Source organism: Arthrobacter sp. Y81, assembly GCF_002929335.1.
Lineage (GTDB): Bacteria > Actinomycetota > Actinomycetes > Actinomycetales > Micrococcaceae > Arthrobacter.
The window spans coordinates 15,907-36,773 of record NZ_PJIL01000028.1 but is presented as its reverse complement, the minus strand read 5'-3'; the positions used below and the strand labels follow the sequence as shown (position 1 = coordinate 36,773).

At 63.4% G+C, this 20,867-nt stretch carries 21 protein-coding genes and 1 pseudogene; 10 read left to right on the top strand and 12 right to left on the bottom strand.

The window, feature by feature from the left end:
• Positions 1-306 precede the first annotated feature (306 nt).
• On the bottom strand, positions 307-1,080 hold the full coding sequence (locus CXQ91_RS22780) for an SDR family oxidoreductase (RefSeq protein WP_104176134.1): 774 nt from the start codon (positions 1,078-1,080) through the stop codon (positions 307-309).
• A 156-nt stretch (positions 1,081-1,236) separates the two neighbouring features.
• Here CXQ91_RS22780 and CXQ91_RS22775 point away from each other — a divergent pair, with 156 nt between their 5' ends.
• Positions 1,237-1,836, top strand: coding sequence for a TetR/AcrR family transcriptional regulator (locus CXQ91_RS22775; protein ID WP_258074235.1), 600 nt, complete (start codon positions 1,237-1,239; stop codon positions 1,834-1,836).
• 404 nt (positions 1,837-2,240) lie between these two features.
• On the opposite strand, the gene CXQ91_RS22770 is transcribed toward CXQ91_RS22775, so the two are convergent.
• Positions 2,241-3,059, bottom strand: coding sequence for a DUF1206 domain-containing protein (locus CXQ91_RS22770; protein WP_104176133.1), 819 nt, complete (start codon positions 3,057-3,059; stop codon positions 2,241-2,243).
• 269 nt (positions 3,060-3,328) lie between these two features.
• On the opposite strand from CXQ91_RS22770, the gene CXQ91_RS24625 reads away from it, so the two are divergent.
• From CXQ91_RS24625 to CXQ91_RS22750, 4 genes are read left to right on the top strand one after another with little or no spacing between them, the layout of a single operon-like run.
• Complete coding sequence (locus tag CXQ91_RS24625; protein WP_146072419.1) at positions 3,329-3,757, top strand: hypothetical protein; 429 nt, start codon at positions 3,329-3,331, stop codon at positions 3,755-3,757.
• Positions 3,702-4,337: a hypothetical protein gene (locus CXQ91_RS22760; RefSeq protein ID WP_104176131.1), complete on the top strand. Its 636-nt coding sequence runs from the start codon at positions 3,702-3,704 to the stop codon at positions 4,335-4,337. The genes CXQ91_RS24625 and CXQ91_RS22760 overlap by 56 nt, the downstream gene beginning before the upstream one ends.
• Positions 4,315-4,572, top strand: a complete 258-nt coding sequence (locus tag CXQ91_RS22755; protein ID WP_181039014.1) for a LacI family DNA-binding transcriptional regulator — start codon at positions 4,315-4,317, stop codon at positions 4,570-4,572. The genes CXQ91_RS22760 and CXQ91_RS22755 overlap by 23 nt, the downstream gene beginning before the upstream one ends.
• 32 nt (positions 4,573-4,604) lie before the next feature.
• Positions 4,605-4,853, top strand: a complete 249-nt coding sequence (locus CXQ91_RS22750) for a hypothetical protein (RefSeq protein ID WP_258074234.1) — start codon at positions 4,605-4,607, stop codon at positions 4,851-4,853.
• Positions 4,854-5,241: 388 nt separating this feature from the next.
• Here the strand turns inward: CXQ91_RS22750 and CXQ91_RS22740 are convergent, their stop codons facing one another.
• The 7 genes from CXQ91_RS22740 to CXQ91_RS22710 are packed head-to-tail and all read right to left on the bottom strand — an operon-like array spanning position 5,242 to position 12,513.
• Positions 5,242-6,354, bottom strand: coding sequence for a Gfo/Idh/MocA family protein (locus CXQ91_RS22740; RefSeq protein WP_104176127.1), 1,113 nt, complete (start codon positions 6,352-6,354; stop codon positions 5,242-5,244).
• Positions 6,339-7,037 carry a ThuA domain-containing protein gene (locus tag CXQ91_RS22735; protein ID WP_104176126.1) on the bottom strand — a complete coding sequence of 233 codons (699 nt, stop codon included), beginning with the start codon at positions 7,035-7,037 and terminating at the stop codon, positions 6,339-6,341. Before CXQ91_RS22735 ends, CXQ91_RS22740 begins: the two co-directional genes overlap by 16 nt.
• A gap of 53 nt (positions 7,038-7,090) precedes the next feature.
• Positions 7,091-8,095 carry a sugar phosphate isomerase/epimerase gene (locus CXQ91_RS22730; protein WP_104176125.1) on the bottom strand — a complete coding sequence of 335 codons (1,005 nt, stop codon included), beginning with the start codon at positions 8,093-8,095 and terminating at the stop codon, positions 7,091-7,093.
• A 28-nt stretch (positions 8,096-8,123) separates the two neighbouring features.
• Entirely contained in the window at positions 8,124-9,317 is a 1,194-nt protein-coding gene (locus CXQ91_RS22725; protein WP_104176124.1) for a Gfo/Idh/MocA family protein, read from the bottom strand.
• 28 nt (positions 9,318-9,345) lie between these two features.
• Positions 9,346-10,251 carry a carbohydrate ABC transporter permease gene (locus CXQ91_RS22720; RefSeq protein WP_104176123.1) on the bottom strand — a complete coding sequence of 302 codons (906 nt, stop codon included), beginning with the start codon at positions 10,249-10,251 and terminating at the stop codon, positions 9,346-9,348.
• A gap of 1 nt (position 10,252) precedes the next feature.
• Positions 10,253-11,191 (bottom strand): carbohydrate ABC transporter permease, encoded by a 939-nt coding sequence (locus tag CXQ91_RS22715; RefSeq protein ID WP_104176122.1) that lies wholly within the window; start codon positions 11,189-11,191, stop codon positions 10,253-10,255.
• Positions 11,188-12,513 (bottom strand): extracellular solute-binding protein, encoded by a 1,326-nt coding sequence (locus CXQ91_RS22710; protein ID WP_104176121.1) that lies wholly within the window; start codon positions 12,511-12,513, stop codon positions 11,188-11,190. The genes CXQ91_RS22715 and CXQ91_RS22710 overlap by 4 nt, the downstream gene beginning before the upstream one ends.
• Before the next feature lie 229 nt (positions 12,514-12,742).
• Between CXQ91_RS22710 and CXQ91_RS22705 the strand changes: the two genes are divergently transcribed.
• From CXQ91_RS22705 to CXQ91_RS22695, 3 genes and pseudogenes are all read left to right on the top strand, one after another.
• Positions 12,743-13,783 carry a LacI family DNA-binding transcriptional regulator gene (locus tag CXQ91_RS22705; protein WP_104176120.1) on the top strand — a complete coding sequence of 347 codons (1,041 nt, stop codon included), beginning with the start codon at positions 12,743-12,745 and terminating at the stop codon, positions 13,781-13,783.
• Positions 13,784-13,875: 92 nt separating this feature from the next.
• Complete coding sequence (locus CXQ91_RS22700) at positions 13,876-14,418, top strand: carbohydrate ABC transporter permease (protein ID WP_219816587.1); 543 nt, start codon at positions 13,876-13,878, stop codon at positions 14,416-14,418.
• Positions 14,419-14,425: 7 nt separating this feature from the next.
• Positions 14,426-14,629 (top strand): annotated as a pseudogene (locus CXQ91_RS22695) (mandelate racemase); the annotation flags it as partial.
• A 134-nt stretch (positions 14,630-14,763) separates the two neighbouring features.
• Here the strand turns inward: CXQ91_RS22695 and CXQ91_RS22690 are convergent.
• The 3 genes from CXQ91_RS22690 to CXQ91_RS22680 all read right to left on the bottom strand — a co-directional run bounded on the left by CXQ91_RS22690 (position 14,764) and on the right by CXQ91_RS22680 (position 17,054).
• Complete coding sequence (locus CXQ91_RS22690; RefSeq protein ID WP_219816586.1) at positions 14,764-15,501, bottom strand: ZIP family metal transporter; 738 nt, start codon at positions 15,499-15,501, stop codon at positions 14,764-14,766.
• A gap of 696 nt (positions 15,502-16,197) precedes the next feature.
• Positions 16,198-16,599 carry a hypothetical protein gene (locus CXQ91_RS22685; RefSeq protein ID WP_104176118.1) on the bottom strand — a complete coding sequence of 134 codons (402 nt, stop codon included), beginning with the start codon at positions 16,597-16,599 and terminating at the stop codon, positions 16,198-16,200.
• The gene (locus CXQ91_RS22680; protein ID WP_104176117.1) at positions 16,596-17,054 is read right to left on the bottom strand and encodes a hypothetical protein; all 459 of its coding nucleotides are present in this window, start codon (positions 17,052-17,054) and stop codon (positions 16,596-16,598) included. The genes CXQ91_RS22685 and CXQ91_RS22680 overlap by 4 nt, the downstream gene beginning before the upstream one ends.
• Before the next feature lie 101 nt (positions 17,055-17,155).
• Between CXQ91_RS22680 and CXQ91_RS22675 the strand changes: the two genes are divergently transcribed.
• Together CXQ91_RS22675 and CXQ91_RS22670 are read left to right on the top strand one after the other, a co-directional pair.
• Positions 17,156-19,849, top strand: a complete 2,694-nt coding sequence (locus CXQ91_RS22675) for an HAD-IC family P-type ATPase (protein WP_104176116.1) — start codon at positions 17,156-17,158, stop codon at positions 19,847-19,849.
• A gap of 665 nt (positions 19,850-20,514) precedes the next feature.
• The gene (locus CXQ91_RS22670; protein WP_104176115.1) at positions 20,515-20,805 is read left to right on the top strand and encodes a DUF3040 domain-containing protein; all 291 of its coding nucleotides are present in this window, start codon (positions 20,515-20,517) and stop codon (positions 20,803-20,805) included.
• The last annotated feature ends 62 nt before the right edge of the window (positions 20,806-20,867 follow it).

Below are 20,867 nucleotides of genomic sequence, written 5' to 3'. Positions count from 1 at the left end.
CAATCATCACCGAGGCCACACCTCACTCAAAGGTCAGCCACCGGCCAGCCGCGTCACTAACCTCTCAGGTCAATACACCTAGGCCGCCTGCCAAAACGCAGGCATGAAGGGCGCAGCGGGCATCCGGACGCGAGGAGCCCCGGTGCTCTTCGAGCCCACGCGGCCGAGAGTGTGGCAGGTATCATTCGTTGTCTGCCGCACTTTTGTGCCGAAGGCGAATTGCCAGGCGGGATGCCTCATGATTCCCCCTGAAATGTGATGCGATGCGTCCGGACACTGTGGGTGTCCTGGGTGGTTAGTGCCGGGTTAGAGGTTGGTGCCGCCGGTGGCGTCAATCTTTTGGCCGGTGACCCAGCGGGCTTCGTCGGAGGCGAGGAAGGCCACGATGCCGGCGATGTCATCGGGCTGACCTACCCGGCCCAGGGCGCTGCTCGCAGCGACACCAGCCTGGGCTTCGTCGTTTCCGCGGAGCCACTCGGCGTTGATGTCGGTGTCCACCACTCCCGGAGCTACGGAGTTGACGGTGATTTCTCGCGGGCCGAGGTGCTTGGCCAGCGTGAGGGTGAAGGCTTCGATGGCACCCTTGGTGAGCGCGTACCCAATGATCTCGGGGAACGCGATGCGAGTGACCCCGGAAGAGATGTTCACGATGCGGCCGCCGTCCGGAATACGGGAGAGGCTTTCCTTGACGATGAAGTAGGGTGCGTTGACGTTAACCGCCTGCTGGGTGAGGAAATCCTCGCGGCTGAACTCCTCGATGGGTCCGCGGAGCGTTACGCCGGCGTTGTTGACCAGAACCTGGACGGGCTGATCAAGGACACCGGCACCGGCGGTGGCCTTGTCGAAAGACGCCCAGAAGTCCTGCGCGGCGGTATCGACTGCGAGATCTGCCTGGAACGGGAAAGCTTTCCCGCCCGTGGCCTCGATGGAGGCAACTACCGAGGCCGCAGCGTCCTCGTCCCGCCCGTAGTGGACTGCGACGGTCAATCCAGCGGCAGCGAGTCGTGTGGAGATTGCTGCGCCGATCCCGCGGCTGGCTCCGGTAACAACGGCAATGTGGTCTTTGTATGTTTCGGTCATGAGTGAGATACTTGCATACGTATAGCGATCACTACAAGAAAGATGTCAGAGTCTTTCAAGTGACACTGGCCACAGAGGCCATACGCTTTCGTAGGGGAGACTGGAATGTATATCCGGCGTTGGGGAGCTTTGCGAGGGTGAATCAACGAAGGGACGATGGTGTCGGGAAAAGCAGGTCAAGGACGAAAATTCAACATCGACGAGGCCCTGGAGTCAGCGACACTGGTCTTCTGGGACAGCGGCTACGAAGGCGCGTCCCTCGCCGAGCTCACCAAGGCGATGGGAATCAATCCACCGAGCCTGTACAAAGCCTTCGGATCCAAAGAACACCTGTTCTTCTCGGTGGTTGACCACTACAACGCCACCCACGGGAGCTTCATGTCAGTCGCCTTCGACGAAGAAGACACCGGGATCGGTCTGATGCGCCGGCTCCTCATCGAAGCCGCCGCTCACTACCCATCTTCAACATTCCCTGGCGGGTGCCTGGTGATCAGCTCGGCAGTCGCGGTGACGGCCGCGAACCGCCACGTCGCAGACCGACTGTCAAAAATGCGCAACGACAACATTCTCGCTATGGCCGAAACACTCACCCGCGATCGCGACGCCGGAATCATTGCCCACGACACCGACACCCACGCCATGGCCGCCTTCGTCGGCGCAACACTCCAAGGGATGAGCCAGCAAGCCCGTGACGGAGCCACCGAAGACGACCTACTGCGCATCGCGCACTACGCCATCTCAGCCATCGGTGCTTAGAGAGCTGCCTAGACACTCAGGATTGCCTCCATGCCGGCCTCGCCGCCAATTGTTAGATCACCAGCACAAAATCCACGGACTTGGGATTGTCGGATCCATAAGGGAGCAATGAAAGATCTCAGTTTCGGCTGACGTCCGACCTTAGCCGCCATTACTGTTTTCTGGCGCCCTTATCCGTGGAACCCTTGCGGTGCCCGATTCGAACATCGGATCGACGAGCTGGCGCGATCGGCGGTCATGCTCGGAACGCGTTTCGGGACTGGGGCCCTGTATCGCCTGAGGTCCGGACCGCGTTCCTCAACGGATATCAGTCGGAGCGCCGCATGACTGCAGCGGAGGCGACCTGGTGGGACGCCCTTGTGCTCTGGTACTACCTGGTGCTGCCGGCCGCGTCGGCGGGCGGCTTACATCCGCGCGATTTTGGCCTTCACCATCAGGTAGAGGCCATAACAGATCAGACCGGCGCCGACGGCGGTCAGCATATAAACTCCGTAGGGCTGCTCGCGCAGGGCCTTCAATCCGCCGTCCAAGCCGGTGGACTCCTGAGGGTGGGCGTTAACTGTGGCAATGATGACCAGCAGTCCCACCAGAAACAGTGCGATGCCCTCGGCTACGTAGCCGACCACGCCCAGCCCCGTCACAACGGACCGGCCCGTGCCCGAGGACGGCAGCCGCAGATCCTTCTTGAACGATGCCTTGCATCCGAGGACCACGAAGACAATGCCGACGACAGCGATCGCGGCCCCGATGGCGATCAGCAGGAACGCACCCCCGGGTGCTTTCATGATTGAGATCGTGAAATCGCTGGTGGATTGTCCGCTGTTCTTGCTGTTTCCGCTTGCCGAGGCAGCGAACGTCAGCGCGATGACGGCGAACACTACCGCCTTGCCTGCGGCGGAAAGTTTCTTCCCTATCTTCTTCTTGGCTTCCATCTGACCGTAGGCGAATACGGCGTTACCGGTTTGCCAGAGCGCCAGCGCCACACAGGCAGCGAATCCCGTCCATAGCAGCAGCAGTCCCGCGGGCTGGGCGGCGAGCTGGGCGACGGCCCCGCCTTGGTCCGCCTGTCCGGCCTTGCCGGAGGCCAACTGGATAGCGACGGACCCGGTCAGAACGTGCAACACGCCGCTTACGGCAAAACCTGCCCTGGCGGCGATCACGAGAGCCCTGGAGTTCGATGCGTCCTCGACCGCGTCCGCGGCGTCCTTCAGCTCTTTCTTCATTTCCGGTCCTCAGTGCCAGCGTGCGCAAATGCGGCGATGTGCGACACTCCTATTTTGTCACGGGAGCCCAACGCTCAAACAGGCCCGGTCTGAGCCGGCGAAGACGAACTTGCCCGCAGCCGGGTCAGGGGTGGGTGCGCATGCGATCGCGTGCGCAATTCACAACGGCGGACAAGTCGAGGCCGCAGGTCGGCCGCTCGCCGGACCCGTAGTCCGCGAGTCGGGCCGCGCCGCGCTCTAAAGGATGGCTGAGTGCTAAGACCGGGGCCATGACGGGGAAAGCAGGTCTGGCCGCGGACAGACTAAGCATCGCCACGATGGACAGCGCCCGGCTGGGCAAACTCTCCACAACGCTGGGCAGCACTGCCCAGGGCCTGTACAGCACCAGCACGTTGCTCACCAAGCCAGGGTCCCTGGCCCTTAAAGTGTCGGACATAGTCATGCCGGAAACGACGGCAAAGGTCCTGGATAACATGACCAAAATGCGGGTCGGAGTTTTCACCGCTTTGGACACAGTCAAGACCACAGCTGCGGAAAACCTGACAGCGGCCAAGCGCGCCGTCGGTACGGGACTCGCCGCAACGGCCGATGGCATCCGTACTGTGGACGATGCACTGCCTCGAACCGGCTTTGCTCTTGCCAATGGAGCTGTGGCCCATTGCCGGCGGTCCCATAGCGGCCGACTGGCTGGACAATAAAGCCGGCTCGATCCGGGCGAACAACCCGCCGGCCTTCGTTCCGCCTAAGGCCCCCACGGCAGGCGCAGCCTCGGTCACGAACGACCTGATCAGGCCCGAGCCTTTCACCAAGCCCGCCCACGTCACCGACACCGTTGTACTCCGTCACGGCGACAGTGCGTTCCCGATCCACCGCAAAGAGAACTTCGCTGACCGGGGAGGGCTGAGACCCAACACCGAGTACATCGTTGAACACCGCAGCCTGATGAAGGACGAAGCCGGTGTGGTGGACAAGAACACCGTCGAGAAGTACTACACCGATGAGCCGGGTACCGTGACCCGTCTGGACACCTACGCCGGGGTCAAGGGCGCATGGTCCCCGGAACTGAACAAGCCCGTCGCCAGCGTCACCTACAACGTGGTGGCCCAAGTGGACGGTGGCATGCAGAACACTTTCACACTCGTCATGGACAGCAAAGGGCAATTGGCATCGGCCAAAGGGCACATCATGTCAACGCTTGTCGGAGACATGAACCGCAACGCTGAACAAACCAGAAATCGTCGCGGAACGAACGCGGTTGAGGGTCCATGCTGCTATTGACGAGCTGGGCTATGTCCGTAATTCGGCGGCGCGTTCTTTGGCGGCGGGCAGCAGCAGAACGATTGGCCTGGCCCTGACGGATGTTGGCAACTCACTCTTCGTGGACATTGCGCGCGGTGCTGAAAGCGCGGCGCATGAGAACGGGCATTCGCTGCTGTTGGCAAACAGGGACGTCGACCTGCAGAAGCAGGAAGGCTACCTCGATATTTTGATGAGGCCCGCGTCGCCGGGATAGTTCTTGCTCCGCTGGACGCAGGCTTGGACGGCGTGGACCGGGTTCGCCGCCACGGGCGGAACATCGTCTTCGTCAACTACGCCGTGGGCCGCACGGACTGCCGCAGCGTACTGGTCGATGAAGAACATGGCGGCTATCTCGCAGCCCGCCACCTCATTGACCTGGGCCGCCGACGCCTGGTGTTCGCCGGCGGTCCCGACAACCTGCACGCGGTGAATGTCCGCCGCAAGGGCGCCAAGCGTGCCACGTCGGAGACCCGGCGAACCGTCTCCTTGAGGTGATCCTCGGGCGCAGCCTCAACGGCCCGGCGGGGCGCCATATTGCGGGGGCTCTGGCCAGCCGGGGCCGGAGCAGGATGCCCCATGGAATCAATGCCCCGTCGGACCAGTTGGCCGCCGGAATCATCCATGAGCTGACGGGCACCTATGGGCTCCGGGTGCCGCAGGATATTGCCGCCAACGCCGTCATAGACCGAGTCCAATAGATCGATGCTCGGCCGCTTTGCCCGCGCTTCCCCAATGAGCGATCTGCCCGCGCTCTGCTTTCCCCAATAGCAGCACAGCCGGACCTTCTGCGCTTGACCGATTGATCTCACGCAGAAGGTCCGCTCGCGGCTGGGAGGCTTGACCGCACTCATGCGGACGAGCACTCGTAAGGTACTTGTCAGTCCTAGGAGTTGATTTCCTGGGGAAGTGCGGCCAGATCCGCCAGTTCGACGGCGGATGGGCGCTCGACCGTGCTGGCAATCGGGATTGAGGCTCCGGTGCGCGCGGACGCGAGTACGGATTCCATCACTTCGAGCACGTGGAACGCTAACGCCCCACCGGCACGCGGTTCCTCACCGTCCGGTGTTGCCGCAATGTCCGCGATCCCGTAACCGCGCCCCGAGTCGATGTATCCGGCGGACACCGGGAGGGTTTCCCACGATTCACCTCCGAGCCGGAATAGCTGCACGTCGCCGTCGAAGTGGTTGGGATCAGGAACGGAGAGCGAACCCTTCTCGCCGTGGATTTCGATATTCGGGGACTTGCTCTGGACGGCGTCGAAGCTCATGACAAGGGTCGAAAGCGCCCCCGAGGCGTGTATCAAGACACCGGTGACGTGGGTGTCGATGTCCACCGGAATTGCTTGCCCGCCACGCTCACCGGAGCCGATAGTCCGTTCGGTGCGGGTATGGCTGGCGGCGCCAATCACGGAGACCACCGGGCCCAGCAGCGTCACGAGGGCGCTGACGTAGTAGGGGCCCATGTCCAGAAGCGGTCCGCCCCCGGGCTGATAGTAGAAGTCCGGGTTCGGGTGCCAGCGCTCGTGACCGGGGGTGACCATGGTGGCCATGGCGGCGATCGGGGAACCGATCACACCGTCGTCGATGGCCTTCCTGGCTGTCTGGATGCCGGTACCCAGTACAGTGTCCGGCGCGCAGCCCACAACAACGCCGGCTTCGCGGGCGGCAGCCAGGACATGCAGTGCCTCCTCGGTAGTGGCAGCGAGCGGTTTCTCTCCGTAAACGCTCTTGCCGGCCGCGATGGCCTTGAGCGCAACTTCGGCGTGGGCGGCGGGGATGGTGAGGTTGAGGACGAGGTCGACATCCTCGGCGGCAATCAGCTCATCGACTGATACGGCCCGGACACCTTCATAGGTGTCTGCGACCTCCTGTGCGCGGGCGGTGTCGAGGTCTGCAACAGCCACCAGACGCACCTGCTCCAGCCTGCGGAAGTTGGTTAGGTACTGAGCAACGATCTTGCCGCAGCCAATAATTCCTACGTTCAACGGCTTGCCCACAGCAAACCCCTTTCGATGATGGTGCGGACATTGCTATCTTGCAGGATTTCGACCCGGTGGCCCGGGGTGGCGACAAAGATGCGGCCTTTACCCCATTGGCGGGTCCAAATGGCCGGTGAGGTGACGTCCCGGTTCCAGGGATCCCACTCGCGGACCTTCTGGGTGGTGGTGGCAAGGACATCGATGTAGTCGTCAGAGAGCACCCAGTACTGCTCGGTGACCAAGTCGAAGTCCGTGATGCCCTTCGTGATGGGGTGCTCAGTGGCGGCGGGGAGCATGTTAACCGTGTATGGCACGTAGTTGTCGGGCTGCCCGCCGGTGCACTCATCCGGGTGCTTGCCGGGGTGGCAGGCGAACTGGCCGCCGATCAGGTGCAGGTAGTCCGAGTTGTTGCGGTACGAGTCGGCGATGCCGCCGTGCCAGCCGGCCAGGCCGGTGCCGTTTTCGACGGCGGTCCGCAGCCCGGCGAACTCGTCCTTTTCGATGGTGGTCATGGTCATGCACTGCATGATCAGGTCCACCCCTGCCATGTACACGGCGTCGGCGTAGACCTTGGGCGACTCCTCGACCCGGACGTCGTATCCGTTGTCCTTAAGGTATGGAATGAAGAGTTCGGTGGCCTCGTAGGGCTGGTGGCCGTCCCAGCCGCCGCGGACCACCAGGGCGTTCTTGCGTTCTGTCATTTTGGGGTTTCCTTTTGTTTGGCTGCCGGCCCTGTAGGCCCGGAAAGATAGGGTCAGCGGCTGGAGAAGGCGGCGTCGAAAGCGGCTGCAGGCGGGGCGATCCGGGCAAGTTCCTTGACCATGGCCAGCGCTTGCGGTGCGCCGATAAGCCGGTCCATGCCGGCGTCTTCCCATTCGATGCTGGTGGGTCCGTCGTAGCCGATGGCGTTCAGGGTCCTGAAGATCCGGTTCCACTGCACGTCCCCGTGCCCGGCGGTGACGAAGTCCCAGCCCCGACGGGGATCGGCCCAGGCCAGATGGGAGCCCAGGCGGCCGTTGCGGCCATCGAGCTGGCGGACGGATTCCTTAACATGCACATGGAGGATGTGGTCCGCGAAGTCCTGCAGGAACATCACGGGGTCCAGGTCCTGCCAGATGAAGTGGGACGGGTCGAAGTTCAGCCCGAAGCTGGTGCGGTGCCCGATCGCCTCCAGGGTGCGCTTGGCCGTCCAGTAGTCGTAGGCGATTTCGGACGGGTGGACCTCCAGGGCGAAACTGACCCCCACCTCGTCGAAGACGTCCAGGATGGGGTTCCAGCGGTCCGCGAAGTCCTGGTACCCGGCGTCGATCATTGCCTCGGAGGCTGGCGGGAACATGGCCACGGCCTTCCAGATGGAAGAGCCGGTGAAGCCCGTCACGGTCTTCACCCCGAGGCGAGCGGCTGCCCGTGCTGTGTCCTTCATGGACTCGGCGGCCCGGTGTCGGACTCCTTCGGGTTCGCCGTCGCCCCAGATTTCCGCGGTGAGTATGCCCTGGTGCCGTTCATCGATGGGGTCATCGCACACAGCCTGCCCGGTGAGGTGGTTGGCGATGGCGAAGACTTTCAGGTGATTCTTCTCCAGGATGTCCAGCCGTCCCTGGAGGTAGTCGTCGTCCTCCGCCGCCCGGCGGGGGTCCAGGTGGTCGCCCCAGCAGGCGATCTCGAGTCCGTCAAAGCCCCACTCGCCGGCGAGCCGGGCCACCTCCTCGAACGGCAGGTCGGCCCATTGTCCGGTGAAAAGCGTGATGGGTCGTGCCATGGGCGCTCCTTCTCCTGTTTTCACGGTCCTAGACCTTCTGCCACTGGCTGGAGTTCGAGGCGCTGGCCTCCACGGCGGCCAGGACCCGCTGGACCTGCAGGGCGTCCGCGAAGGACGGTTCCGGCTGGCGACCCTCGCCGATTGCCGTGACCAGATCCACCACCTGGTGGGTGAAGCCGTGCTCGTAGCCCAGGCCATGGCCTGTGGGCCACCAGTTGCCGACGTACGGGTGCTCAGGTTCGGTGACTAAGATCCGGCGGAAGCCAGCGTCCGGGGACTCCGCGGCGTCGTAAAAGGACAGCACGTTCATGTCCTCAAAATCGAAGGCGAGGGAGCCCTTGGTGCCGTTCAGTTCCAGGCGCATGGCGTTCTTCCGGCCCAGCGCGTAACGCGTCGCTTCAAAGACGCCGATCGCACCGGTTGAAGCAGCGCCGCCGTCGAACTTTGCGCTGAAGACGGCGGCGTCATCCACGGTGACTTTCCCGCGGGGCACGTCGCCGCTGAGGTCGCCGTGCCCGCCCAGGCCCACGAGGTCGCCGGCCAGCGGGCGTTCCGGGACAAACGTTTCGAGCAGCGCCGAGACGCCGGTGATGCTCTGGCCGGCCACCCACTGGGCGGCGTCGATGCTGTGCGCCCCGATGTCGCCGAGGGACCCGGACCCGGACTTGCTCTTGTCCAGCCGCCAGGTCATGGGCGCACTGGCGTCAGAGAGCCAGTCCTGCAGGTATTGCGCCCGGACGTGGCGGATCTCGCCCAGCCTGCCCTGCTCCACGAACCGTTTTGCCAGGGCCAGGGCGGGTGTGCGGCGGTAACTGAAGCCGCACATGGACATGATGCGTTGCTTGGCGGCGGCCTCTGCAGCGAGGGTCATCCGCTCGGCCTCCTCCACGGAGTTCGCCAGCGGCTTTTCGCACAGCACGTGCTTGCCGGCCTCGAGGGCAGCGATCGCGATCTCGGCATGGGTGTCGCCGGGTGTGCAGATATCGATCAGGTCGATGTCGTCTCGCTCGATCAGTCGGCGCCAGTCCGTCTCGACCGAGTTCCAGCCCAGCTTGTCAGCGGCTGCCCTGGCGGCGTCGGCGTTCCGACCGGCGACCGCCGTGAGCTGGGGCTGCAGCGGAAGGTCGAAAAACCGTGGTGCGGTACGCCAGGCATGGGAGTGGGCTGCACCCATGAAGGCGTAACCCACCATGCCGACGCGCAGTGGCTTTGCGGTGGTCATGCGTGTCTCCTTTCTGACGGTCCGTGTATCACTTGCTGAATCCGGCGGTGAGGCCGCTAAGCAACTGGCGGCGGCCCACCACGTAAAGCACCAGGATTGGCAGGGTGCTGAGTACCACCGAGGCAAGCACGGCCGGGATGTTGACGCTGTATTCACCCTGGAAGGTCCACAGCGCCAAGGGAAGGACGCGCAGGCCAGGGCTCTGGGTGAGGACCAGCGGAAGCAGGAATCCGTTCCAGACGTGCAGGCCGTTGTAGATGGCGACGGTCACGATCGCAGGGCGGGTCAGCGGCAGGGCAAGCCGCCACATGGTCTGCCATTCACTGCACCCATCCAGCCGCATCGACTCAAACAGTTCGTTCGGAACGTCGCGGATGAAGTTGGACAGGATTAGCACGGTCAACGGGATGGCAAAAGCAATGGAGGGAAGCATGAGTGCCAGCAGGCTGTCGTAAAGATTTAGGCGGATGATCATCAGGTAGATCGGGATGATGGTTGCCTGCAGCGGGATTGCCAGTCCCATCAGGAACATGCCGTTGACCAGTTTGAGGAACCTGCCCTTGCCCCGGACTATTGCGAACGCGGCCATGAAGGAGATCAGCACCGTCGGGATGACGGCACCCAGCGTGACGATGGTGCTGTTCATGAAGTACTTCGCGAAGTCGGCCTCAAGGACCATCTGGTAGTTTTCCAAGGTTGGCTCTGTGGGCAGGGCCAGCGGATTCTGGCCGAAGTAGCCTGCCTGCGTCTTCAGACTGGTGATCACCACGTAGTAGACCGGAATGATGATGATGGCCAGCCAGATCCAGCCGCCCAGGCCTGCTGGGACGTTCAGCCGCCTCATCCGTGAACCCAGCCCCCGCTTGGGGGCGGCCGAGTTTGATGGGGCGCCGGCGGGAGTTTCCTCCGCGCTGCTTTTCAGTACGGTGCTCACCCTACATACCTTCCAATTGGCTGCCCTGCTTGTCCTGGCCTCCAAGGCGCTGGAGGAACAAGGCAAGTGCAAGGCCGATGAGTACGAGAATGACGGCGATGACGCTTGCCGGGCCCATAAGGTTGGCCCGGAAGCCCCGCAGGTACATGTCCAGGGCCAGGATCCGCGTGGAGTTCCCTGGTCCGCCGCCGGTGAGGACGAAGATCAGGTCGAAGTAGGTCAGCGACCCCACGACCATCAGGGTGGACGAGGTGATGATGGTGTATTTCAACTGCGGGAGGGTGATATGGAAGAACTGCTTGACTATCCCCGCTCCGTCGATTTCGGCCGCTTCATACAGTGATTTGGGAATCTGCCGCACCCCGCCCTGGTAAATGAGCGTATGGAAAGGCACGAACTGCCAGGCAATCACGAAGATGACCAAACCCACGGCCAGATGCGGGACCCCCAACCAGTCCTGGGCCAGGAACGGCAGTCCGAGGCCCGTGGCCAGGCCGAAGTTCGGGTCCAGCAGGGCTTTGAAGGCGATGGCGACTGCTGCGGACGAGAGCAGCAAAGGCAGGAAATAGAGCACCGCCAGGGCCGCCCGGTAGCGCTGGCTACCGGCGGTGAAGACACCCAAAAGGAGGCTGATGGGAGTCTGGACCAGCCACGAGGCGATCATGATCAGGAAGGTCAGTCCCAGAGCGTTGTACAGCCCGGGGTCCGCAAGCACCGAGAACCAGTTGCTCAGTCCCGCTGATCCGATGGCACCGATGCCGTCCCAACTGGCGAAACTCAGAATGAGTACACCGGCCAGTGGCACGACGGCGAAGACCACGAAGAAGAACAGAGCGGGCACTGTCAGCCATGCGAGGGCTTTATCACGCTGTCCGCTTTTTACGGCTGCACTTCTGGTGGCTGCCTCAGTCTTAGGGGCGGTGGAGACGGCGTTACTCATTTTCCGAGGGTGGCATTCATGTTCTCGGCGAACTGCTGAGGCGTGATCGACTTGAGGAACAACTGGTCGATGTTGTTCAGCAGGGCTTCGGCGGCGGTGGGGCTGAGTGCCTGGTCCCACGACTGCTGGAAGTCCGGTGCGTTCTTGGCCAGGTCGTAGACGAAGTTCAGGAAGTCCTTGTCCGGAGACGTGTTGAGCTTGTCTTCGATGCCGTTGACAATGGGAACTGATCCGGAATTGATGTAGGTGTCTATGACCGTGTCGGTCAGGATGCCGTCCTTGAAGAACTTCTTCGCCGTCTCTTTTTCCTTTTCGGTGGCCTTTGAGGAGATGGACATGTACTGGGCAGGATTTCCCACGCCGTTCTTTGGGTCGCCCTTGCCGCCGGCGACGATCGGGAATTGGACGAAGCCGAGCTTGCCGTCCTGGACGAAGTTCTGGCCGCCCTTCTTCATCGCGCCGTAGGTCCAGGAACCGTGGAGCATCATGGCTGCTTTGCCCGTGAACAGAAGCGCCTGGTCAGCATTGGAGTCAGCAGCGATGGATGAGAAGCCCTTGATGAAGCCATCTGCCGAGACGAGCTCCTGGATCTTGGTGCCCGTCTCGATCACGGCGGGGTCTTTCCAGGCATTGGGCTTGCCTTCGAAAATGGCTTTGAACACTTCGGCTCCGCCGATGCGGTCGAGCAGGTATTCCAGCCACATCATGGAGGTCCAGCGCGACTGCCCGCCAAGAGAGAAGGGTGCCACGCCCATGTCATTGAAGGTCTTGACGAGAGACATGACGTCGTCCCAGGTCTTTGGCGGCTGGGCGCCGGCCTTTTCGAACAGCTCCTTGTTGTAGAACAGGACGATCGGGGCGACGTACTGGTTGGGCAGCGCATAGACCTTACCGTTCACGGTGGCGGCGCCGAAGGATGCGGGGAAGAATTTGTCCTTCAGGTCCGGGTTCTCCGCCAACCAGCTGGTCAGGTCTTCTACCTGCTTAGCCTCGGCATAGGTCTTCAGGGTGCCGCCGCCCCAGCCGTAGATGATGGTCGGCGCCTGACCGGCGCCGATCGCCGTTTTGATCTTGGTTTTGTATGCGTCGTTCTGGAAGTAGGTCACCGCGACCTTGTTGTCCGGGTTCGCTGAACCGAACGCATCCACCGCCTTCTGCATAGTGGTCTGGTTCGGCTCACCGGAGAGGTACCACATGCTGGCACCCCCTCCGCTGGAGGCGCCCGGCCCCGATGTCCCGCAGGCACTGGTCACCATGGCGGCGAAAGGTGCAAGGGCGGCAAGGGCAAGAAAAGAGCGCCGGGATGACTGGGGTTGCTTCATTGCTTCTCCATCTGTGATCGCTTGGTTGAGCATTCCGAGGCGTAGCCTCCGGGAAAGACTCGAAATGTTTCGCACTCGTGATTTAGGTCACGGTCTAAACTAATGCCACAAAAGTGCCGTAGTCAAGGGGCTTGGAAGGATTTATGTGCGGTCCATCGTCCTTCTTGACCATCGTGCGTCAGCCTATGCACAATTGGAGCGGTGAAACTATCGAAAGGTTTCGAATCTTATGGCAACCAATACCCGTCACGACAAACCAACGCTCGCCACAGTGGCGCGGCAGGCGGGGGTGTCGGCGCCCACGGTGTCGAAGGTGGTGAACGGCCGTGACGATGTTGCGCCGGAAACCCGCGCCCGCGTCCTGGCCGCGCTGGAGCAGGCCGGGTACCAGTCCCCGCTCCAGCGCCGTTCCGCTGCCGAGGCTGCCACCGTCGTCGAGGTGGTCATCGACTTCCTCGACTCGGCCTACACCGTCGAGGTCCTGAACGGCATACTGCGCTTTGCCGCCGGTGCCGATGTTGAGATTCTGGTAAGCGTCACCGGCCAGGCGCCTTCGAGCGGGATCAGCCCTGAGGGCCGCGCCCAGCGCATGCTGGACGAAGGCAGAGCGGGAATGATCGTAGTGACGTCAGCTTTCAGCGAGGCGCAACTGCATGCGTTCCGGCGTCGGCAAATTCCCGTCGTCGTGATTGACCCCCTCAACCCGCCCCCGGCCGATGTGGTCAGCGTGGGAGCGACAAATTGGGCCGGAGGTAAAGCCGCGACAGAACACCTGCTGGCGCTGGGCCACCGGCACATCGCCTACATCGGCGGCATCGAACGGGCTGAATGCAACCAGGCGCGCCTGCACGGGTACATGGCGGCTCTCATGGCACAGGGCGTACCTATCGAACCCCACTACATTATTTCCGGCGGCAGGTTCCGCCGGGACAGCGGAGTGGCCGGCTTCAAAGCCCTGCTCAAGCTCGAACAGCTTCCCACAGCCATCTTTGCCGGAAGCGACAGTATTGCATTGGGCGTTCTTAGCGAAGCGGGTCGGCATGGTCTCAGAATCCCAGAAGACATCAGTCTCATTGGCTTCGACGGGACAAGCCAAGGCCAGGAATCCGTTCCGGCGCTGACGTCTGTGGCCCAGCCGCTGGAGGAAATGGGACGCGCGGCGCTGCGGTCATTGCTGCGCCAGGCACGCGGTGAAGTCCTGGATTCCCACCGCGTCGAACTGGCCACGCAGGTGATTGTCCGCGGTTCCACAGCCCCTCCGGCGGCCTGAGCCTGCCGCTCTGATGCGGAGTTGGAAAGTAGCCGCAGTGTGGCAGTCCCAGAGACCTACTGGACAGGCGATCCCTTGCGGTGGACGCCGGGGTGAGCGATGGGTTCCTCAAACGCGGGTCTCCGCTGCTGAGGTCCACGTCGGACCCTCGGATCGCGTATCTCATGGCCGCCTCTGCCGCTTGGGGGTCGCCGGCTTCGACCGTGCTGAACTCGCTGCATGGACTTATCCTGGCCGACACCGCATTCGCCCTGCCTGTAGTCGCTCTAATCCTCAAAGGCGCGATAGACGGCGTCCCGCGCGAGCTCGACGAAGCAGCGCGTGTCGACGGCAGCCGCCCACCCACCGTCCTCGCCCGCATCATCCTGCCGCTGATAGCGCCGGCCATTGCCGCCGCCGCGGTCATCGCCTTCTTCAGCGCCTGGAACGAGTATGTCTTCGCGGTCACTTTCGTGTTCGACAAATCCCTGCAGCCCGCCTCAGTCGGTGTTGCCGGCTTCATCGGCGAGCAGGACACCTCCATCCAGACCATCATGGCCGTCGGTCTCCTGTTCACACTGCCGGCCGTCGCTTTTTACCTGTTCGCACAACGGTATGTCGTCAGCGGGATGACCGCGGGCGCTGTCAAAGGATGATCTACGAATGAAAATTACCAACCTCGACACGGTCGTCGTCGACTTCTACAGGACGAACCTTATTTTCGTCCGACTGAGCACCGACGAGGGACTCAGCGGCATCGCTGAGGCAACGCTCGAAGGCCAGGAACACGCGGTCCGCGGCGCCGTCGCCGTGCTCGCCGACGCCGTCCGCGGGAAGGACCCCACACGGATCTCGCAAACCATCTACGAACTCAACCGCGATGCCTACTGGCGGGGCGGGCCCGTCTCAATGACAGCGCTCAGCGGCCTCCGACGGTGTTCCCGTCTGCCCGGTGTCGGGGACGATGGGGTCTTCATGGCCCTCCTGGGGTTCTCCGTGGTTTACGCAAAAGTGATGGCGAGCAGAAACAGCCCGCCGAGGCCCAGAACAAAGCTGAGCGTGTGGGCGAGCTTGGCGGCGGCACTTTCGTCGGCGGTGAACTGCGGGATCAGGTCTGCTGCCGCAATGTAGATGAAATTGCCGGCGGCGAAAGGGACAAGGAAGGCCACATTCAGGCTGCCGGAGAGCCCGTAGGCCGTGACCCCGCCGATCAGGAACGTCAGTGCCGAGGCGACGTTGAACATCAGCGCGTGACGGCGGTTCCATCCGCTGTGGACGAGCAGCCCGAAATCGCCAAGTTCCTGGGGTATCTCGTGTGCCGCCGCGACGAGCCACGTGATGATCCCGAGCCTGATATCCAGGACGAAAGCACCGCCAACGGCCAAGCCCCCGATGAAATTATGCAACCCATCGGCCAGGAGAATCATGTATCCGACCGGACGGTGTGCACTTTTGCTGCGGTGGCAATGATGCCAGTGCAGGAACTGCTCCAACACCAGAAACGACACGAATCCAAGAGCGAGCGACGCGTAGACGGCCAGGACATTCCCCAAAGCCTCCACCGCTTCCGGGAGCATGTGGAACAGCGCGCCACCGAGAAGGGATCCGGCAGCCAGAGCCACCAGAGGAAGGACAACCCGCCCAAAGTACTTCTCAGGGAGCAGCAGCGTCACACTGCCGACCAGGGCCAGGGCACTCATCAGCACACCGCTGACCAGAATCCAGACCAAGGTCGGCACAATCGGTCTCCTGCCGCAGAGGGGGTGAAACTGCCCCCAGTATTGCACGCACCACGGATACAGCTTCGGGCCATAAGTCCGCGGCAGCCCGCCGTCAGTGAACCTGCAGCCCAACAACCTCGGAGCGGGTTACTGAAGCCTTTTGCCCTGCCAACAGCCTGGTTGTAGAACGTAAGAATCCAGCCAGCAAAAAGGAGAGCAGCCATGTCCTGCCATCACCGTCACGGCCCTTGGTGCTGCGACGACGCATACTACGCGCCCCCGGGATATGCGGCCCAAAGCTATGCCGCTCCGCCCCTCCCGTACCCGCCGGCGTGCTATGCTCCGATGCCTGCGGCGCCCCGCCGTCCCAACCGCCGGAGGGATCAGGAGGAGCTCAGCAGCTACCTCGAGTTTCTCGAAGACGAACTGGCACAGGTACGCGAAAGAATCGCAGCCATGAATCCGGACGCCGAGAAACCGAATTAGCATTTGTTGAACCGAGGCGTCCCGCAACCTGCCACCCGGCCGAACACGGTTCCGGAAGTGATCGGGCGGCATGGGCCGCACTTGTCGTCGCTCGGCAAGGCCGTTCCATGCCCGGACGGTAAGTTCGTTGCCTGTCCACAAACTCGGACATGATTCCTGCCGATCGCGGGCACAGTCCGGTCCTTGTCTCCGGGTCCAATGAGCGCGCCCCATTTCGGGTCTTCTACATCAACTCCTGCCGATGGTCTGCACTGTGCCTCCGGACGCCGCCAGTCGCCGTCGGAGCTCTTCATTTTGGAGCTGTGCTAGGTGGAGAGCCCCGATGAGGGCTTCGTTGTCAGTCTTAAGTTGCTGGATCACTTTTCTATCGTCGTCCCGCAAGCGTTTCAGTCTGGCTGTTTCCCGCCGGAGGCGTCTTTCGCTGTCTGGTGTCCCGCAGAGTGCCCTTACCTTCTCGTAGAAGTGGTTCTTCAGGTCTATGTGCCGCTGGGTGAGTGCGTTTCGGGGCACTCCTGCTTCTGCGGCGAGGGCCACGATGGTCAGGGCCCCGTTGGAGTGCTCCGGTTTTCCGCTGAGGATTCGTTCCATGGCTGTCTGGATGCGGGCGCGTTCGTCGTGCGCGGGGCTCATTCGGCCTCCTGTCGCATCAGGTTTGCGTGATCATTGGTTCGTGCGGTGTTGGCGCATGATGGGACGCCGCGGTCCAGGCGAGGTGCTTCGCGTTCGGTGATGCGGTTGCAGAGGGCTCGGTCCGGTTTGTAGACGCACATGAGCATCGCGGACGGGTTCTCGTAGACGGTCAGCGACGGGTTCTCAAGAAGCGCACGGGCCTGCCTCGCGTTGACGATTGTGCCAGTGCATTCGGGGGCATGCTGGGCGGCGTTGATGGCTCTGCGGGCTGCTGGGCCTGAGATGCCTGCGCCGTATGTCAGGTCTTCGTTGAGCGAGGCAAGGGTGTCGGCGGTGGCGAGAGCCGTTTCCAGGTCGAGCAGGTCGTGCATTCCGTTCCGGCTCCGGGACGCGTAGCCGGCGTTCATGGCGGTGCGCATGTGGCCGTATTGGACGGCGAGGGCGACGAGCCCCAAGGAGGAGCAGCGTCCCGTTCGGGTGAGTGAGGGGGCGCGGTTTCCGGCCAGTGACGGTGCCGTTGCTTGCCGGATTGACTGTGCCCGGGAAGACTGTGGCTATGGCAGCCCGGTTCGCGGCATCCGCACTAAGCCCTGTGAAGCCTGTGCCTTGGCACGCTTTGAGTCCCGAAGACGTCTTCACGGAGCTTTCGTCCGGGCCGGAAGGACTCACTTCCGCGGAGGCTTCGCGCAGGCTGGTTGAGGCCGGGCCTAATGAGCTGAGCTTCGCGGGAGCGACGCCGTGGTGGCGCGTGCTGTTGCGGCAGTTCATCAGTCCGTTGATCGGCATCCTGCTGGTTGCCGCCCTCGTCACCTTGGTCCAGCAGCACTGGGTGGACTCCGGAGCCATCTTCCTGGTGCTGACTATCAACGCCGCGTTGGGTTTTGTCCAGGAGCGCAAGGCGGAGGCGGACGTCCGCGCGCTCCAGTCGCTTTCGACGCCGTCGTGCCGCGTGCTGCGCGACGGCACGGAGCAGGTGGTGGCCGGGTGTGACGTGGTGCCCGGGGATGTGGTCCTTTTGGAGAGCGGCGAACGGGTGCCCGCCGACCTGCGCTTGTTTGAAGCGAACGGGCTCCAGGTTGACGAGTCGTTGCTGACAGGTGAGTCCTTCGCGGCCACCAAGCACACCGGTCCGCTGCCGGAGAGCATCGGTGATGCTGACATGGCGAATGTTGCCTTCAGCGGAACATTCGTGGGCAGCGGCCGCGGCAGGGGCGTTGTCACAGCCACCGGTGCCGGGACCGCCTTGGGCGAGATCAACGCGCTCATCCAGGAACCTTCCGGCAAGTCGCCCCTGCTGCTGCTCACGCACAGCCTGGAGCGCCGCATCGGCATGGTTGTGCTCGGCGCGCTGGTCTTCATCTTCATTGCGGGGCTGGTGCTTGGCAATGACGTGTCCACGATGTTCCGCACCGCCGTCGGGCTGGCCGTGGCCACCATCCCCGAGTCGCTGCCAATCGTCCTGACAGTGGCGCTGAGCCTTGGGGTGTCCCGGATGGCCAGGCGGAACGCCATTGTGCGCACCTTGCCGGCGGTGGAGACGCTGGGTTCCACGGACGTCATCGGATCGGATAAGACCGGGACGTTGACCGAGAACAGGCTCACCGTGGAGAAGATCTGGACCGCGGCGGGGGTGCTGGACATTTCCGACGAGGACGATGGCGGCGGCGCCACGCACGTGCCGCTCATCCGCGCGGTGCTGCGGGCGGGTGCGTTGACTAACGAGGCGACGCTGTCGGCCGAGGATGAGGAGGGCCTGGAGTACTCCGGCGACGCGGTGGACGCCGCGATGGCGAAGACCGCCGTCGCACGCGGTGCCATCAGCGAGCGGGAGCGCACGGCTGAACCGCTGGCCCACCAGCCCTACGAACCGCACCTGAGGTACTCGCAGACTGTCCGGGAGGAGCCGGGCGGCCGCCACGTCCTGTATGTCAAAGGCTCCCCCGAAGCACTGCTGCAGGCCGCGGCGGAGATGGCGGGGGCGACGGGCACCGTCCCTTTGGAAGCGGCACTGATCCACCAGGCCAACGAGGAAATGGGCCGCGAAGGGTTGCGCGTCATCGCCACCGGCTCGCGGATACTGGCCGACGACGAGGACGCCACCGTGCCGCTGCCCCCGCCGTCCGGCCTCACGTTTCTTGGGATGGAAGGGATGACTGACCCGCCGCGTGCCGGGGTGGCTGCTGCGGTGGAGAAGTGTCGGCGGGCGGGTATCAAGGTGATGATGATTACCGGCGACCACCCGGTGACCGCCGTGGCTATCGCCGGCCGGCTGGGCCTGCCCACCGGCAAGCCGGCATTGACGGGCGCCGAGATGGCGGACCTGGATGACCATATGCTGGCCGCCCGTTTGGAGCAGATCAGCGTCGCTGCCAGGGTTTCGCCGATGGACAAGCTGAGGATTGTGGATGCCCTGAAGGGGGCGGGCAAGGTGGTGGCGGTAACGGGCGATGGCGTTAATGACGCCCCTGCTCTGAAGGCTGCGGCGATCGGCGTCGCCATGGGCAGGTCGGGAACGGACGTGGCGCGCGAAGCCGCCGACATCGTGTTGACGGACGATAACTTCGTCACGATTGTGCATGCGGTGGAGGAAGGCCGTGTCACGTTCGCGGCGATCCGCAAGACCACGTTCTTCCTGCTGTCCACGGGTGCCGCCGCCCTGGTGGCCGTGACCTTGAGCGTGTTTGCGGAGACTCCCTTGTTGTTCCTGCCGGTCCAGATGTTGTGGATGAACGTGGTGACCAACGGGGTGCAGGACATTGCCCTGGCGTTCGAGCCGGGGGAGGGTGATGAACTCAGCCGCCCGCCGCGTCCCACGTCCGAGGGTCTGCTTTCGCGCACGCTGTGGTTCCGGGCCGGTATCACGGGTGCCTGGATGGCGCTGGCTGTGATCCTGACATTCATCGTGGAACTGCACGCGGGGTACACGGATATCCACGCGAGGACCATGGCGCTGACCATGTTCGTGATGCTGAGTTTCTTCCAGGTGTTCAGTTCCCGGGCCGAGGTCAAGTCCCTGTTCCAGATCCGGCTCCTGGCCAACAAGCCCCTCCTATTCACCTCCTTGGCGGCCCTGGGCCTGCACTGGGCGGTGATGACCTGGCCGGTCAGCGCCAGGCTGCTTGAACTTACGCCGCTCAACGCCTGGGAATGGCTCCTGTGCGTTGCCGTGGGTTCCACCGTGCTGATCATTGTTGAGGCAGAGAAAGCTGTACGCCGCTGGTTCCCCCGGAATGATGTGCCACTGCAATGAGCGATGTACCGCACCCCGGCCTGGCCGTCCCCGAGCCTCCGGACGCAGGGGATGGGTCAGGGTTCCCTGGGTGGGCCGGCGGCGTGTCCGGCAGCAGGCAGTGGCGCCGTCACCGCGGTCATGCAATGCAGCCGGTGTCAGCAGCCCCGGCGCTGACGAATGAGGGGTTGGCAGAGAAGAACGACTGCGGCCCTTCCTTCCAGTGAGTCCCTCCCCGGGGATTTGTGCTGGTCTTCCTCGTCCGTTCGGGTGCTTGTATGCTGTGATCGGAGAGCCGGGAAGCCTGGTCGGCCCGTGGGCAATGCCTGCGGAACGCCTTGGCAGCCGCCTCGGGCGTTCGCGTGATGACCTGAGGAGCGGACGGCTCATGACTGCAGCAAAGAAGCCTGTCGTTGAAACATTCGGTCATGTCGGAGATTTCGGCAGGACACGTGCACCGTGCAGCCCTTACCTGAGCGTCGCCGCCAGCGAAGTCCTCGGATTCCTTGGCCCCAATGGTGCGGGCAAATCCATCACCCCGAGGGTGCTTCTGGGGCTCATCTGCTCGGCGGCCGGAATTGTCCGGATGTTCGGGTTGGATCGTTGGGCCGATCCCGTCGGGACGCACCGGGATATTGCAGTCCTCCGGCTCACGGTTGTACCCGGGAGGGCAGGAAGCCGCCGCCATGGCCCTGTCAGATGAGGAGCGCAGGCGCCTTGAAAAGCTCGAACAGGAACTGGCGGCAACCGACCCGGATCTGGATCGGCAGCTACAGGGCGGGTTGTCCCGGAATCTGGCGTCCCCGCGCACTATCTACGGTGTCCTGGCCGCTTTTGCCGGCTTCGCTTTGGTCATCGCCGGAATCATCACACAGCTTGCGGTCATCGGCGTCGCTGGCTTCCTGCTGATGGTCGCGGGAGCCAGTTGGTTCCTTAGCGGCCTCCACCCAGGGGACGTGACCGGGCGGCAGCCATGAACGCCGGGCCGATGGGGAAACATGGCCCCTTTGAGCGCTGCATGCTTCCCGCGGAGTGTGGT

What these genes read in the sequence shown, in the direction of transcription:
- CXQ91_RS22780 (WP_104176134.1), bottom strand. Translation starts at nt 1,080, where the DNA reads ATGACCGAAACATACAAAGACCACATTGCCGTTGTTACCGGAGCCAGC.
- CXQ91_RS22775 (WP_258074235.1), top strand. Translation starts at nt 1,237, where the DNA reads ATGGTGTCGGGAAAAGCAGGTCAAGGACGAAAATTCAACATCGACGAG.
- CXQ91_RS22770 (WP_104176133.1), bottom strand. Translation starts at nt 3,059, where the DNA reads ATGAAGAAAGAGCTGAAGGACGCCGCGGACGCGGTCGAGGACGCATCG.
- CXQ91_RS24625 (WP_146072419.1), top strand. Translation starts at nt 3,329, where the DNA reads ATGACGGGGAAAGCAGGTCTGGCCGCGGACAGACTAAGCATCGCCACG.
- CXQ91_RS22760 (WP_104176131.1), top strand. Translation starts at nt 3,702, where the DNA reads ATGGAGCTGTGGCCCATTGCCGGCGGTCCCATAGCGGCCGACTGGCTG.
- CXQ91_RS22735 (WP_104176126.1), bottom strand. Translation starts at nt 7,037, where the DNA reads ATGACAGAACGCAAGAACGCCCTGGTGGTCCGCGGCGGCTGGGACGGC.
- CXQ91_RS22730 (WP_104176125.1), bottom strand. Translation starts at nt 8,095, where the DNA reads ATGGCACGACCCATCACGCTTTTCACCGGACAATGGGCCGACCTGCCG.
- CXQ91_RS22725 (WP_104176124.1), bottom strand. Translation starts at nt 9,317, where the DNA reads ATGACCACCGCAAAGCCACTGCGCGTCGGCATGGTGGGTTACGCCTTC.
- CXQ91_RS22715 (WP_104176122.1), bottom strand. Translation starts at nt 11,191, where the DNA reads ATGAGTAACGCCGTCTCCACCGCCCCTAAGACTGAGGCAGCCACCAGA.
- CXQ91_RS22710 (WP_104176121.1), bottom strand. Translation starts at nt 12,513, where the DNA reads ATGAAGCAACCCCAGTCATCCCGGCGCTCTTTTCTTGCCCTTGCCGCC.
- CXQ91_RS22705 (WP_104176120.1), top strand. Translation starts at nt 12,743, where the DNA reads ATGGCAACCAATACCCGTCACGACAAACCAACGCTCGCCACAGTGGCG.
- CXQ91_RS22685 (WP_104176118.1), bottom strand. Translation starts at nt 16,599, where the DNA reads ATGAGCCCCGCGCACGACGAACGCGCCCGCATCCAGACAGCCATGGAA.
- CXQ91_RS22675 (WP_104176116.1), top strand. Translation starts at nt 17,156, where the DNA reads ATGGCAGCCCGGTTCGCGGCATCCGCACTAAGCCCTGTGAAGCCTGTG.
- CXQ91_RS22670 (WP_104176115.1), top strand. Translation starts at nt 20,515, where the DNA reads ATGGCCCTGTCAGATGAGGAGCGCAGGCGCCTTGAAAAGCTCGAACAG.